Origin of the sequence: Pseudomonas sp. NY15356, assembly GCF_048068175.1 — a bacterium.
Taxonomy (GTDB): domain Bacteria; phylum Pseudomonadota; class Gammaproteobacteria; order Pseudomonadales; family Pseudomonadaceae; genus Aquipseudomonas; species Aquipseudomonas putida_K.
Genome location: NZ_JBLUPW010000003.1, coordinates 186284 through 199057, shown reverse-complemented (window position 1 = coordinate 199057; position 12774 = coordinate 186284). Strand labels below are relative to the sequence as shown.

Sequence of the window (12774 nt, the reverse complement as noted above, 5' to 3'; positions counted from 1 at the left end):
GCTAATTTAGTGTCTTCCGTTTGTAACGCCTTGTCCCTGGAGTTGTCATGAACATCGCTGCTGTCCGCGAGCAGATCACCCACGCCCATCAACACGAGGGCCAGACTGGCCAACTGAAACAGCGTCTGGAACAACAACTGCCGCATCTGCATCCTTCGATCCATCTGCCCGAGCAGGATGCCCAGGGTACCTTGGCGCGTTTCGTCAGCGCCTACATCGACCAGGTTCCAGAGCTGCTGGAGGCCGCCCATGACGTGGCCCGCGAAGCTGGCATCGAGTCACAGATCACGCCGGTGCTGAAAATCGCCGAAACCTATTTCCTGCAACCGCCCAGCGTCATGCAAGGCCATGTCGGCCTGGATTGCCTGCTGGACGAAGCCTACCTGGCCCATCGCCTGGTCGAAGAAGTCAACGACCTGTACATCCGCCACTTCCAGCAGCCGCTGATCCCGGTGGATACCACCGTGGCCAACCTGATCGCCCATCAGCTGATCGGCGAAACCTTTGCCAACCAGCTCGATGAAGTGGTGCACCATTCGGTGGACCAGATGCTCGATGACGAAAGCTTCGCCGTCGAGTCGGTGGAAGCCTACCGAGAGAAACTCTGCAGCCCCGAGACCGGCGCCGCCTGGAAGCGCTGGCCATGCCTGTCCCGTCAACTGGGCGTGGAGCTCGGCCAGCCGGCCTGACGCATTCGCGGGTAAACCCGCTCCCACAGCGCCAGCGTTAACCCTGTGGGAGCGGGTTTACCCGCGAACGGGCCGCAAAGCGGCCCTCTTGCATCAAGCCCCAATACCCGCCGTCGTGCGCAGGCGCCCCTCGACTCGCCGCTTGAGCCTGTGCTGCTCGATCACCAAGCGAGAACCCTTGGCTGCATTGCTGCGCCCCCAGTCCTCCAGCAGCTCGATGCAGGAGTGGTCGATATAGCTCAGGTTGCCCAACGGCACGTGCAGTGTGGTCCCTTGCGGCACGGTTTCCAGCACCTGGGTCAACGCCGGCACCTTGAGGAAGGTCGCGGCGCCACTGAGCCGCAGCTCCATGTGCCCTGGCTCTTCCAGGGTAGCCAGGTTGATCTTCAGCCGCGCCGCCTTGAGCGCCAGTTTCAGCAAGGTCAGGGCGAACCCGAGCAGCACGCCGGTCAGCAGGTCGGTGAAGATGATCGCCAGCGCCGTGGCCGCATAGGTGAACATCGGCATACGGCCGTACCGGCCCAACCCTCGGAACGCCTTGAAATCCACCAGTTTGATGCCGGTATACACCAGCACGCCGGCCAGGCTGGCCACGGGGATCTGCTGCAGCACGCTGCTGAGCGCCACCACGAAAGCCAGCAGCCACACGCCATGGAAAATCGCCGACCAACGCGTCTGGGCACCGGCCTGGACGTTGGCCGAGCTGCGCACAATCACCCCGGTCATCGGCAACGCGCCCAGCACACCGCAGAGCATGTTGCCTAGCCCCTGGGCCGACAGTTCACGGTCGAAGTCCGAGCGTTGGCCACTGTGCATGCGGTCCACCGCGGCGGCCGAGAGCAGGGTTTCGGCGCTGGCGATGAAGGCCAGGGCGAAGGCGGCGACCAGGAGGCCAGGGTCGGCCAGCTTCAACAAGTCGTCCGGGCGCAGCCAGTCAATGGCTTCGGAGAGGTCCGCCGGCACCTGCACACGGTTCACCGGCAGGGCCAGCCACAGGCTGACGGCGGTCATCGCCGCCACTCCCAGCAAGGCCCCGGGAATGAAACGCAGGCGCTGTGGGCGCCAGCGCTCCCAGCTCCACATCAAGGCGATGGTCCCAAGGCCCAGGGCGCCAGCCTGCCAGCCATTACCCGCATTCTCCAGCGGCAGGGCCGCAGCCACCGTCGCCGGAAAGCCCAGCAGGTTCTGCACCCCAGATGGCTGGGGCGCGCTGTCGAACATCACATGCACCTGGGACAATACGATCAGCACGCCGATTCCGGCGAGCATCCCGTACACCACGGCAGGGGCAGTGACGCGGAACCAGCAGCCCAGGCGCAGGCGTCCGGCCAATAGCTGCAACAGGCCAGCGAGCAAGAGGATCGGGCCCAACATGGCCATGCCATGCTGGCGCACCAGCTCGAATACCAGCACCGCCAGGCCCGCGGCCGGGCCGCTGACCTGCAAGGGCGAGCCCGCGAGGAAGCCGACCACGATGCCACCGATGATGCCCGTGATCAGCCCCTTGGCCGGTGGCATGCCTGAAGCGATCGCAATGCCCATGCACAAGGGCAGGGCCACCAAAAAGACCACTACCGATGCCAACAACTCACGCGGCAGGGCCGCTTTGATCTGTGTCTTGTTCACCATGAAGCTCCTTTCTCGATACGCGGCCAGTCCGCCAGCCGCAGGCACAGGGAACCCCGACACGCGCGCAGGCGCGGACCGCCGGCAAACCGGCAAGGCAGTCAGGGGAATTCAAGGCAGCCGACAACTGGCCCCACCCTCAGCGGGTGCGGCCGGTCGGCGAAACGTTACGGCGAGGTGTGGGCCGCTTAGTAGCGGCCTCTCGGTGTAGCGCAGGGGATCGGCTGGTCGGCGCTCAGCGGCAGGAAGCTGTCGCTGGCGGCGTCATAGGCTTCGATCTGGCTGGTCTCGATGTCATAGACCCAACCGTGAATGAACAGCTGGCCGGCCGCCAGGCGCGAGGCGACCGAGGGGTGGGTGCGCAGGTGATGCAACTGGGCGATGACGTTTTCCTTGGTCAGCACCTGCATGCTCTCGTGCTCGCTGCCGCAGGAGCAGTTGTCCTCGACCACGGTGCGGGCGACTTCCGCGTGGCGCAGCCAGGCCTTGACCGTGGGCATCTTCTCCAGCGAGTTGGGGTTGAGCACTGCTCGCATGGCGCCGCAATCGGAATGGCCGCAGACAATGATGTGATGCACGCCCAAGGCCAGCACGGCGTACTCGATGGCCGTGGATACGCCGCCGTTCATCTGCCCATAGGGCGGTACGACGTTACCTACGTTACGGGTCACGAACAGGTCGCCGGGTGAACTCTGGGTGATCAGCTCGGGGACGATGCGCGAGTCGGCGCATGTAATGAACATGGCGCGCGGCGTCTGCGCGGTGGCGAGCTTCTTGAACAGCTCCTGCTGCTCGGGGAAGACGTCATGGTGAAACCGCAGGAAGCCGTCGACGATATGCTTCAGGGCAGCATCGGCACTTTCGGCGGGTGCAGCCGGGACGACCTTGGATGGGTCCTTGACGGGCATGATTCATCCTCTTGACGGTGTGTAGGGTAAGTTCCAGTTTACCGGGTAAAGATTCTGGTTATGCAGGGCGTTAGATGCCGGGCACAGGCCATTCATCACAATCTCTGTGCGCTCACGCTACCGTGGAAAACTTAACTGAAACTGAATTTGAAGGCTCTAGAACGGGCGTTCCAGCTTCTAAAGGCGGGAAATCGATAATAGCAAAAAAGCATCAACCGCCAATAGCCTGGAAGAAAAATATCGGTTGCCATGAGCCAGACTAGGGATGGCTTTTTGACCTCTCGGGGCTGTTATGTAGTTCAGCGCGGCCCCAACCACTCAGAACAACGCCATCTGCCCACCCGGCGGGCAGAATGCGGTGCAATCCAGCGCCTGCGCCTCCCGCCCCTCGAACCCCAACCGGCGCATGGCCTTGGCGAACCGCTGCGCCAAGAGCTCGGCGAAGACCCCTTCGCCGCGCATCCTCGAACCAAAACGGCTGTCGTACAACTCACCCCCTCGGCTCTGACGGATCAGGCTGAGCACATGGGCAGCCCGTTGCGGGTAGTGATCGTGCAGCCATTGTTCGAACAGCGGCGCGACCTCCAGCGGCAGGCGCAGCATCATGTAGGCCGCACTCTGCGCACCGGCTTGGCTGGCTGCCTCAAGCAAATGCTCCAGTTCGCTGTCGTTGATCATCGGAATCATCGGCGAGCACAACACACCCACCGGTACGCCTGCCTCGCGCAACACCCGAATGGCCCGTAACCGCGCCTTGGGCGATGCGGCCCGCGGCTCCAAGGTGCGCTTGAGATCGTCGTCCAACGTGGTCAGGCTGATCATCACCCGGGCCAGCCGCTGGCTGGCCATTTCGGCCAACAGATCGAGGTCGCGCAGGACCAGCGAACCTTTGGTGACGATGGTGACCGGGTGGCGAAAGCGCAGCAGGACTTCCAGCAGGCGCCGGGTCAACTGTTGCTCCCGTTCGATGGGCTGGTAGGGGTCGGTGTTCGAGCCCAGGTTGATGGGCGCACAGACGTAGCCTGGCTTGCGCAGCTGTTGCTCGAGCACCTGGGCGGCGTTGGTCTTGGCGATCAGCTTGGTCTCGAAGTCCAGACCGGGCGAGAGGTCCCAGTAGGCATGACTGGGGCGAGCGTAGCAGTAGATGCAACCGTGCTCGCAACCCCGGTAGGGGTTGATCGAGCGGTCGAAGGGCAGGTCGGGCGAGGTGTTGCGGGTGATGATGGTCTTGGCGGTCTCGATACGGATCTCAGTGCCTTGGGTCACAGGCACGTCCTGATACCAACCATCGTCTTCCGCAGTCGAATGGCTGGGGGAGAAGCGATTGAGCGGATTATGGGTCGTGCCCCGACCCTTTTGCGGCGCTGGAGAAAACATCGCAGGCTCCATTTACTGTATCTATATACAGTACAGCTGTAGGTTCCTTCGTTCCAGCGCCTTACGTCAGCCAATGCGCCTCATTCGAGGCCGTACCAGCCCAGCATCGCCTCGATTTGCATGGGGCGCCCCAGAAAATCCTCACATCCCTCAGGTATCGTCTTGGCATTGGCCCAATTGGCGAATGCCGCCCGAAAGCGCTTGCCCGCCCTGTTGTCGAGCAACCCCCATTTTTCGAAGTGGGTGAATATATCGATGGCATATGCTTCGCCCCAGACGTAGCTGTAATAGCCCGCCTCGTAACCGGCCACCAGATAGTCGAACGCGTGCGCCGGCTTCTCGAAACTCGCCAGAGGCCAGCATCCGCAGCGTTCGCGACATTCCAACAGTCGCTCCTGCACGCTCTTGCCATCACTGGGCGAGCTGTGCAGCTCCAGATCGAACAACGCCATGCTCACGTCGAAGGCACACTTTTCCAGCTGAGCCTCGCGCAGGTTGGCCAGTACCGACCGAGCCTGCTCGAGCGTGAGCGGTTCACCGGTCAGGTAGTGGCTGGAGATATCCACCAGGTAATGCGCGTTCCACAGCCAGCGCTCAAGAAACTTGCCGAAGAACTCCTGGGCATCGGAACCTGCTCTGTTCGGATCGGAGAGCACATGGTTGGTGGCGGGCATCAGCAGCAGGTGCAGGCCATGACCGAACTCGTGGAACAGCTTGCGCAGGGCCAGATGATCGAGCAGGGAGGGTTCATCACCCATCCCTGGCTCACCGTCGCTGACCACCATCACCGAAGCGCCATGTGTACGTCCTTCCTCGTCCCGACGCCGATGACGCATGGCAATGGTGTGGACACTGCCTTGCTTGCCCGGATACCTGAGGACATCCAGGTACAGCGTGCCGACTTCCATGCCGTCCTGGCGCACGGTGAAACCGCGCACGCTGGGATGCCATGCCGAGGAAGAGCAGGGCACAAGCGTCAGGTCAAAGACCCGTTCGGCCAGATCGACCAGAGCTTGCACCGCCTTGTCCAGGGTGAAGTAGCCGCGCAGCGTTTCACTGTTCATGGCCTGATTGCGGGCTCTCAGGTACCTGATGTCCCACGGTTGGGCTGCATCCAGATTGTGCTCCGCAGCCAGGCGCTGGACGTCGGCGCGGGCCTTGAGCATGGCGGGTCGCAGCTTTTGCGCCAGTGTCTGGAGCAACTGACGAACAGGCTCGACGCTGCCCGCAGCCTTGCCCTGCACCATCAGTTGCGCGTAGCTGGTGTTCGCGATCAGTTGCCCTTTTTGCTCCCGCAAGAGCGCCAGCTGTTGCAGTCGGTTGCCATTGTCTTGTTGCTCATCCGGATGAACACCCCGGGAATGGTAGGCCGTGTAGACGGCCTCGCGCAGGCTCCGATCATCGGCAAATTCGAGGATGGCATCGGCGTTGCGTTCATTGCAGAGAATCTTCCAGCCCTTCAGGCCGGCATCCTTGGCTTGCTGGGCCATGAGGTTGCGCAGTCGCTGGGGCACCCCCTCCAGGCGCGCCTCGTCCTTGATCTGAATGCTCGATCGCTCACTCGTTTCATCGAGCGTCTGATAGAAGCCACCGACTTGTTCGTTGATGTCATCTTCCAGCTGCGCCAGCGTGGCGTTTTGCTGCGCATCCAGATGCACACCGGCCAGGCGGTACTCCAGAAGGATCCTGCGCAGCGTAGCTTTTTCATAGACATCCAGGCTGGGCTGGTCCGTGGCCAAGCGTTCATAGAGCGCATGCAGCGGCTTGTTCCGGCGGTTGTCGATGAACAGACGCTGCGCCTGACCATACCCTTCGCCAAAGGCCGCACTCCACGCATCGCCTTTTACGGTCAATGGCAAAGTGGCAAAGACGACCGCCTGCAGATCGGCTATGACGTTGTCCATCGCCAAGACCAATCCATACCAGCTGGGCTGCTGTTGTTGGCTATCCAGTACGTGCGCCAGACCGGTTTCGTAGGCATCAATCACCGTATCGAGCGCCGACTTCACATGTTCGAGCGTCACGCTGTCGTAATCGATGGGCGAGCGGTTTTCGTTCAACAGGGGGTTGCGGGCTTGCATAGGAGGTTCCTGTTCGGCTGATAGTCAACGCGAGCATGGAACGCAAAGCCCAGAACAGGTGGCCGCATAACTACCACCTGCCTGTGCAGATACGCGCCACCGCAGCCCAGACCGGGTGGCGCGATGGCCTTATTCGGCCGGTTTCTTCAGCTTCGGATTGGGGAAGAACTGCACGGTCTGCACCTTGGCCGGTGCCGCCTTGGGCGCCAGGTGGTTGACCCGGGTGCCCAGCTCGGTGGGCACCGACAGGCCCTGTTCGTTCAGGGTGTCGGTGAAGCCGCAGGCCACGCACTCGCGGTGCGGTACGCCGTCCTCGTTCCACATCATCAGCTTGTCGGGTTCGCTGCACGCCGGGCACACAGCCCCGGCGATGAAGCGCTTCTTGGTCTTGGTCACAGGTACCTCGCTCATGCCGCCACGTCCTCGGTCAGGCCGCTATGGCGCAGCAATGCATCGATGGAAGGCTCGCGACCGCGGAAATCGACGAACAGCACCATCGGCTCGCGGGAACCGCCACGAGCCAGGATCGCCTCGCGGAAGGCGCGGCCAGTCTCGGCGTTGAGCACGCCTTCTTCCTCGAAGCGCGAGAAAGCATCGGCCGAGAGTACTTCGGCCCACTTGTAGCTATAGTAGCCCGCCGCATAACCGCCGGCGAAGATATGGGCGAAGCTGTTGGGGAAACGATTGTAGGCCGGCGGGCGCATCACCGAAACCTCGTCACGCACCCCTTCGAGTACCTGCAGCACGCTGCGGCCGTCGCCATGGTTGGCATGCAGTTCGAAGTCGAACAGCGAGAACTCCAGCTGGCGCACCATCATCATGCCCGACTGGAAGTTCTTGGCCGCCAGCATCTTGTCCAACAGGTCCTGGGGCAAAGGCTCGCCGGTCTCGTAGTGGCCGGAAATCAACGCCAGGCCTTCAGGCTCCCAGCACCAGTTCTCCATGAACTGGCTCGGCAGCTCCACTGCATCCCAGGCCACACCGTTGATGCCGGAAACGCCGGCATGCTCGATGCGGGTGAGCAAGTGGTGCAGGCCGTGCCCGAACTCGTGGAACAGGGTGGTGACTTCATCATGGGTCAGCAGCGCAGGCTTGCCGGGTGCGGCTGGGGTGAAGTTGCACACCAGGTTCGCCACCGGGCTTTGCAGGGCGCCGGCTGCCGTGCGCCGACGATCGCGGGCCCCGTCCATCCACGCACCGCCGCGCTTGTTGGCGCGGGCATACAGGTCGAAGAAGAAGCGGCCCACGTGCTGGCCGTTTTCCTTGATCTCGAACAGGCGCACGTCCGGGTGCCAGGTGTCGAAGCCCTTGAGTTCGGCAATCTCGATGCCGTACAGGCGCTGGACGATGGAGAACAGCCCCGACAACACCTTGTCGATCGGGAAGTAGGCCCGCAGGGCCTCTTGCGACACGCTGTAGCGCTGCTCGCGTAGTTTCTCGCCGTAGAAGCCGGCATCCCAGCTCGACAACTGGGGGCAGCCTTGTTCTGCGGCATAGGCCTTGAGCTGCTCCAGGTCCTGGGCGGCGAACGGCTTGCTGCGCTTGGCCAGGTCACGCAGGAAGCTCAACACCTGGTCGCTGGACTCGGCCATCTTGGTAGCCAGGCTCAGTTCGGCGTAGTTCGGGTACCCCAGCAGCTCGGCCAGCTCCTGGCGCAGGTCGAGGATCTCGCTCATCACCGGGCCGTTGTCGAACTGGCCGGCATTCGGGCCTTGGTCCGAGGCGCGGGTGCAGTAGGCGGCGTAGAGCTCTTCGCGCAGGGCGCGGTCGGTGGCGTAGGTCATCACCGCGTAGTAGCTGGGGAATTCCAGGGTGATCAGCCAGCCATCCAGGCCCTTGGCCTGGGCGGCGACGGCCATCTGCGCCTTGGCCGAGTCGGGCAGGCCGTCGAGCTGCGCCTCGTCGCTGACATGCTTGGTCCAGGCCTGGGTGGCATCCAACAACTGGTTGGAGAAACGGCTCCCCAGCTCGCTGAGGCGGCTTTGCACCTCGGCGTAGCGTTGTTGCTTTTCGGCCGGCAGGTCGATACCCGACAGGCGGAAGTCACGCAGGGCATGGTCGATGATGGTCTTCTGGGCCGCGTCGAAGCCGGCGGCTTCCGGGCTGTTGGCCAGGGCCTGGTAGGCTTCGAACAGCTGGCGGTTCTGCCCCAGTTCGGTGGAATAGGCGCTCAGGGCCGGCAGGCAGGACTCGTAGGCCTCGCGCAGCTCTTTGCTGTTGCACACCGCATTGAGGTGGCTGACCGGGCTCCAGGCCGCGCCCAGGCGATCGTTGAGTTCATCCATGGCCAGCACCAGGCCGGCCCAAGTCGGATTCTTGCCTTGCTGTTCGAGGATCGTTGCAATGGCTTTGCGGTTGTCGGCCAGGATCTGCTCGATCGCCGGCAGCACATGTTCGGCTCGGATCGCCGAGAAGGGCGGCAGATCGTAGGACTGCAGAAGCGGGTTGTTCGCACTCACGGTTTAGATACCTTGGCAGGAGGAAACACGGGACCATCTTAATTACAATCGACGCCGACCGCAGCAGGCAGCCCGCCTATCGGCATTCAAGAGGGGCGCTATCATGGCCATTCGAAGCTTTCAGCAACACACTCCCAAAGTTGGACCACGGGTTTTCGTCGACCGTTCGGCAGTGGTGCTGGGTGACGTCGAGATCGGCGAGGACAGCTCGGTCTGGCCGCTGACTGTGGTGCGCGGCGACATGCACCGGATCCGCATCGGCGCACGCACCAGCGTGCAGGATGGCAGCGTGCTGCACATCACCCATGCCGGGCCGTTCAACCCGGAGGGCTTCCCGTTGCTGATCGGCGACGACGTGACCATCGGTCACAAAGTCATGTTGCACGGCTGTACACTGGGCAACCGCATTCTGGTCGGCATGGGCAGCATCATCATGGATGGCGCGGTGGTCGAGGACGAAGTGATCATCGGCGCCGGCAGCCTGGTACCGCCGGGCAAGCGCCTGAACAGCGGCTACCTGTACGTGGGCAGCCCAGTGAAGCAGGCACGCCCGCTGACCGACAAGGAACGTGCGTTTTTCCCCTATAGCGCAGCCAACTACGTCAAGCTCAAGGACCAGCACCTGGCCGAAGGCTACGACCGATAGCCACACCACGCGCTTGCAGGAGCGCAACGGCTCATAGATACCGAGAACACCATGCACCAGCAGAACATCCTCTTCGACCTCGACGGCACCCTGACCGACCCGCGCCTGGGCATCACCCGTTCGATCCAGTACGCCCTGGCCAAACTGGGTATCGACGAGCCGGACCTGGCCCGCCTCGAGCACTTCATCGGCCCACCCTTGCTGCAGGCCTTCATGCAGTTCTACCACTTCGACGAGGCCAAGGCCTGGGACGCGGTGAACTTCTACCGCGAACGCTTCAGGGTCACCGGCCTGTACGAGAACCTGGTGTTCGACGGTGTGCCGGAGCTGCTCGAGGCTCTGAATGGTCAAGGCCGCACGCTGTACATCGCCACCTCCAAACCCTGGGAGTTCGCCCGCGAGATCGCCCGGCACTTCGCGTTCGATCACCATTTCAAGGTGATCTACGGCAGCGAACTGGATGGCACCCGTACCAACAAGGTCGAGTTGATCCGCCACCTGCTGGACGAGGAAGGACTGGACCCAGCGCAGACCCTGATGATCGGTGATCGCAAGCATGACCTGATCGGCGCGCGCAGCAATGGGCTGCAAGCAGTGGCGGTGGGCTATGGCTTTGGCAGCCGCGAAGAGCTGATGGCCGAGGCGCCGGCATTCCATTTCGACACGTTGGCGCAGTTGCACCAGGCGTTTTTCCAGGCCTGACTCCTGCGCAACCCATCGCTGGCATGCCAGAGACGAGAGCAACTGTCTTGAGTTGCTTGCCCGGTCCTATCGCCGGCAAGCCGGCTCCCACAGGGATTTCGCAAGTCTTGAGCGCGGCGCAATCCTGTGGGAGCCGGCTTGCCGGCGATGGGCCGCAAAGCGGCCCCCTTCACCCCCGACCAGCCAACCGCGCCAACTCAGCCTTGCGCGCCGTAGTCGGCAACCGCCCCAACGCCTCGACCCGCTGATAGAACTCGCCCCAATCGCCGTTCACATCCTCGAACAACGCCGCAAACCCCGGCACCCATTGGTCATACAAGCCGAACGGCAGCAGCTTGGCATTGTTCATAGGCCCATACATCCACGCATCGTAACGCCCATCCCCCTTCCAAGGCCCATCACGCCACTGCCGATACTCACGCCGCAAGCGCTCGAATTCCGCCTGCTTGGCCGCCCGCTTGCCAGCCTCGTTCAACGGTCCGGCATAGATCGCCTGCAAGCGCGAACGGCTGTCCAGCACCAGCCGAACGAACTGCTCGCGCTGGCGCGCCGGGTCATCCCGAATCGCTGGAAGCCCGCGCGCCACGCGCCATTGCCGCGATCCTTCCTGTTCCACGAAGGTGGCGAACGACTCATTGAACTCAGTGTCGTCCTTTACATAGACGCGCTGGTGCGCCAGCTCGTGGAAGATCACCGCGGCCAGGCGTTCATCGCCCCAGGCAACCATCGAGGAAAGGATCGGATCGTCGAACCAGCCCAGAGTCGAATAGGCCTCCACGCCCCCGACATACACGTCCATCCCCTCCTGGCGCATCAACGCTGCCGCGCCGCGGGCGGCGCCTTGCCGGTAATAGCCCCGGTAGGCCACGCAACCGGCGATCGGGAAGCAATGGGTGACCGGCTGCAACGAGAGCTCAGGTGTCGCAAAGACATTCCATACCACGTAGGGCCGCCCTAGATCGGCATAGACCCGATAGCTGCGGTTGTCCGGCAGCTTCAACCGTTCGCTGGCGAACTGCCGGGCCTGTTCGGCATGCTCCAGACGTTGGCGCAATGGACCGCCTAGGGAAGGGTCGTCCAGCAACTGCGCCACAGGCTGTCGCGCCCGCAACAGTTGCCATTGCCCCTCGGCCAACTGACCGTAGTAGCCGATGCTGGAGCAACCGTTCAGCAGGAAGACCGCCAGCACGGGAACCAAACGCCAGAAAATGCGGTCGAGAGGCCCATGGCTTGAGCGCTGCAAAAGAAAAAGTCGAAACATCAGGGCTGTCTATCTCGCTCACGGCCAGTGCGGTCCAAGACTATCTCGCCAGGGGGGAGTTTCGCCATGCGTTCACTGATTGCCGTCGGCACGCTCGTGCTGCTGTCCGGTTGCTCCACGCTGCCCGACCCGGACCCCAACCAGGCCTGGATCGACCTTGCCCCCTACGACAACACCTCGCTGCATGCCGTGCAGGTGGACGAACGCGACTGGGCCGACAAGCGCTATTTCGAAGTCCAGCCTGGCAACCATGAGCTCACCGTGCGCTACCAGTTCGCGGTGGCGCCGAGCAATATCGGCCCAGTGGACGAACCGCTGTGGCGCGACTGCCAGCTGAACCTGACGTTCAAGGACTTCAGTGCCGGCCAACGCTACCAGCTGCAGGCCGGCAGCATCGGTTTCCGCCCCTGGGTCAAACTCTATGACCAGCAGCAGAAGCTGGTGGGGCAGGGCATGCCAGCCGGTTGCCAGCGCACCTGAAACCCAAGAGTTTCACGACAACGCGGGCCTGACGGCGCTATGCTTAAAGCCTGTAAACCGCGAGCGGGAGTTTCGCCATGCGCCAGCCCATGATGCTGATCGCCCTCAGTGCACTGGGGGCTTGCGCCAGCCCCTTGCCGCCCGTCGATCCCAAGCAGGCCTGGGTCGACCTCTACACCATCACGCCTGGCAGGACCATCATGGCCGACCGCCTGGACGGCCAGCGGCTGGAGGATGGCCGCTACTTCCAGGTCACCCCAGGTCGGCACGAGCTGGTGGTACGCTTCGACTACGAAGTGTATTCGGGCGGCTTCAGCACCGACCCTACCGAGCGCACTTGCTACCTCACCGTACGCTTCGATGACTTCAAGGCAGGCGAGCGCTATCGCCTGGAGGCGCGGGCACCGGTGATGCAGCCACAGGTATTGCTGTTCGATGCCAGCCGCAAGGTGGTGGTGAACGAGCCGAGCCAGGTGTTCTGCATTCCGTGAGCGGCAGCCTTCATGGCCATACCCACTCCCACGAACCAATGGGAGCGGGGTCTA

At 63.0% G+C, this 12774-nt stretch carries 12 protein-coding genes; 5 read left to right on the top strand and 7 right to left on the bottom strand.

What is annotated here, in order from left to right; genetic code table 11:
- Positions 1-47: 47 nt before the first annotated feature.
- Positions 48-689, top strand: coding sequence for a hypothetical protein (locus ACNFCI_RS04765; RefSeq protein ID WP_084855202.1), 642 nt, complete (start codon positions 48-50; stop codon positions 687-689).
- Between the two features lie 93 nt (positions 690-782).
- Here the strand turns inward: ACNFCI_RS04765 and ACNFCI_RS04760 are convergent, their stop codons facing one another.
- The 6 genes from ACNFCI_RS04760 to prlC form a co-directional block, all read right to left on the bottom strand.
- On the bottom strand, positions 783-2318 hold the full coding sequence (locus ACNFCI_RS04760) for a SulP family inorganic anion transporter (protein WP_416767512.1): 1536 nt from the start codon (positions 2316-2318) through the stop codon (positions 783-785).
- Between the two features lie 185 nt (positions 2319-2503).
- Positions 2504-3223, bottom strand: coding sequence for a carbonic anhydrase (locus ACNFCI_RS04755; RefSeq protein WP_084855203.1), 720 nt, complete (start codon positions 3221-3223; stop codon positions 2504-2506).
- Positions 3224-3541: 318 nt separating this feature from the next.
- Complete coding sequence (locus ACNFCI_RS04750) at positions 3542-4600, bottom strand: PA0069 family radical SAM protein (RefSeq protein WP_368828700.1); 1059 nt, start codon at positions 4598-4600, stop codon at positions 3542-3544.
- A gap of 80 nt (positions 4601-4680) precedes the next feature.
- On the bottom strand, positions 4681-6681 hold the full coding sequence (locus tag ACNFCI_RS04745) for a M3 family metallopeptidase (RefSeq protein WP_368828701.1): 2001 nt from the start codon (positions 6679-6681) through the stop codon (positions 4681-4683).
- A 129-nt stretch (positions 6682-6810) separates the two neighbouring features.
- Positions 6811-7092: a YheV family putative zinc ribbon protein gene (locus ACNFCI_RS04740; RefSeq protein ID WP_084855206.1), complete on the bottom strand. Its 282-nt coding sequence runs from the start codon at positions 7090-7092 to the stop codon at positions 6811-6813.
- Positions 7089-9140: an oligopeptidase A gene (prlC, locus tag ACNFCI_RS04735; protein WP_084855207.1), complete on the bottom strand. Its 2052-nt coding sequence runs from the start codon at positions 9138-9140 to the stop codon at positions 7089-7091. Before prlC ends, ACNFCI_RS04740 begins: the two co-directional genes overlap by 4 nt.
- Positions 9141-9243: 103 nt before the next feature.
- Here prlC and ACNFCI_RS04730 point away from each other — a divergent pair, with 103 nt between their 5' ends.
- Positions 9244-9786: a gamma carbonic anhydrase family protein gene (locus ACNFCI_RS04730; RefSeq protein WP_324811950.1), complete on the top strand. Its 543-nt coding sequence runs from the start codon at positions 9244-9246 to the stop codon at positions 9784-9786.
- Positions 9787-9837: 51 nt separating this feature from the next.
- Positions 9838-10488 (top strand): HAD family hydrolase, encoded by a 651-nt coding sequence (locus ACNFCI_RS04725; protein WP_324811947.1) that lies wholly within the window; start codon positions 9838-9840, stop codon positions 10486-10488.
- Between the two features lie 169 nt (positions 10489-10657).
- Here ACNFCI_RS04725 and ACNFCI_RS04720 read toward each other — a convergent pair whose 3' ends face one another.
- The gene (locus ACNFCI_RS04720; protein WP_368828860.1) at positions 10658-11731 is read right to left on the bottom strand and encodes an aminopeptidase; all 1074 of its coding nucleotides are present in this window, start codon (positions 11729-11731) and stop codon (positions 10658-10660) included.
- An 84-nt stretch (positions 11732-11815) separates the two neighbouring features.
- On the opposite strand from ACNFCI_RS04720, the gene ACNFCI_RS04715 reads away from it, so the two are divergent.
- Positions 11816-12229, top strand: coding sequence for a hypothetical protein (locus ACNFCI_RS04715; RefSeq protein ID WP_324818202.1), 414 nt, complete (start codon positions 11816-11818; stop codon positions 12227-12229).
- Positions 12230-12306: 77 nt separating this feature from the next.
- Positions 12307-12720 (top strand): DUF2057 domain-containing protein, encoded by a 414-nt coding sequence (locus ACNFCI_RS04710; RefSeq protein WP_224457509.1) that lies wholly within the window; start codon positions 12307-12309, stop codon positions 12718-12720.
- Positions 12721-12774: the final 54 nt, after the last annotated feature.

Coding starts and splice junctions, on each gene's coding strand:
- ACNFCI_RS04765 (WP_084855202.1), top strand. CDS start 48: ATGAACATCGCTGCTGTCCGCGAGCAGATCACCCACGCCCATCAACAC.
- ACNFCI_RS04760 (WP_416767512.1), bottom strand. CDS start 2,318: ATGGTGAACAAGACACAGATCAAAGCGGCCCTGCCGCGTGAGTTGTTG.
- ACNFCI_RS04755 (WP_084855203.1), bottom strand. CDS start 3,223: ATGCCCGTCAAGGACCCATCCAAGGTCGTCCCGGCTGCACCCGCCGAA.
- ACNFCI_RS04750 (WP_368828700.1), bottom strand. CDS start 4,600: ATGTTTTCTCCAGCGCCGCAAAAGGGTCGGGGCACGACCCATAATCCG.
- ACNFCI_RS04745 (WP_368828701.1), bottom strand. CDS start 6,681: ATGCAAGCCCGCAACCCCCTGTTGAACGAAAACCGCTCGCCCATCGAT.
- ACNFCI_RS04740 (WP_084855206.1), bottom strand. CDS start 7,092: ATGAGCGAGGTACCTGTGACCAAGACCAAGAAGCGCTTCATCGCCGGG.
- ACNFCI_RS04730 (WP_324811950.1), top strand. CDS start 9,244: ATGGCCATTCGAAGCTTTCAGCAACACACTCCCAAAGTTGGACCACGG.
- ACNFCI_RS04725 (WP_324811947.1), top strand. CDS start 9,838: ATGCACCAGCAGAACATCCTCTTCGACCTCGACGGCACCCTGACCGAC.
- ACNFCI_RS04715 (WP_324818202.1), top strand. CDS start 11,816: ATGCGTTCACTGATTGCCGTCGGCACGCTCGTGCTGCTGTCCGGTTGC.
- ACNFCI_RS04710 (WP_224457509.1), top strand. CDS start 12,307: ATGCGCCAGCCCATGATGCTGATCGCCCTCAGTGCACTGGGGGCTTGC.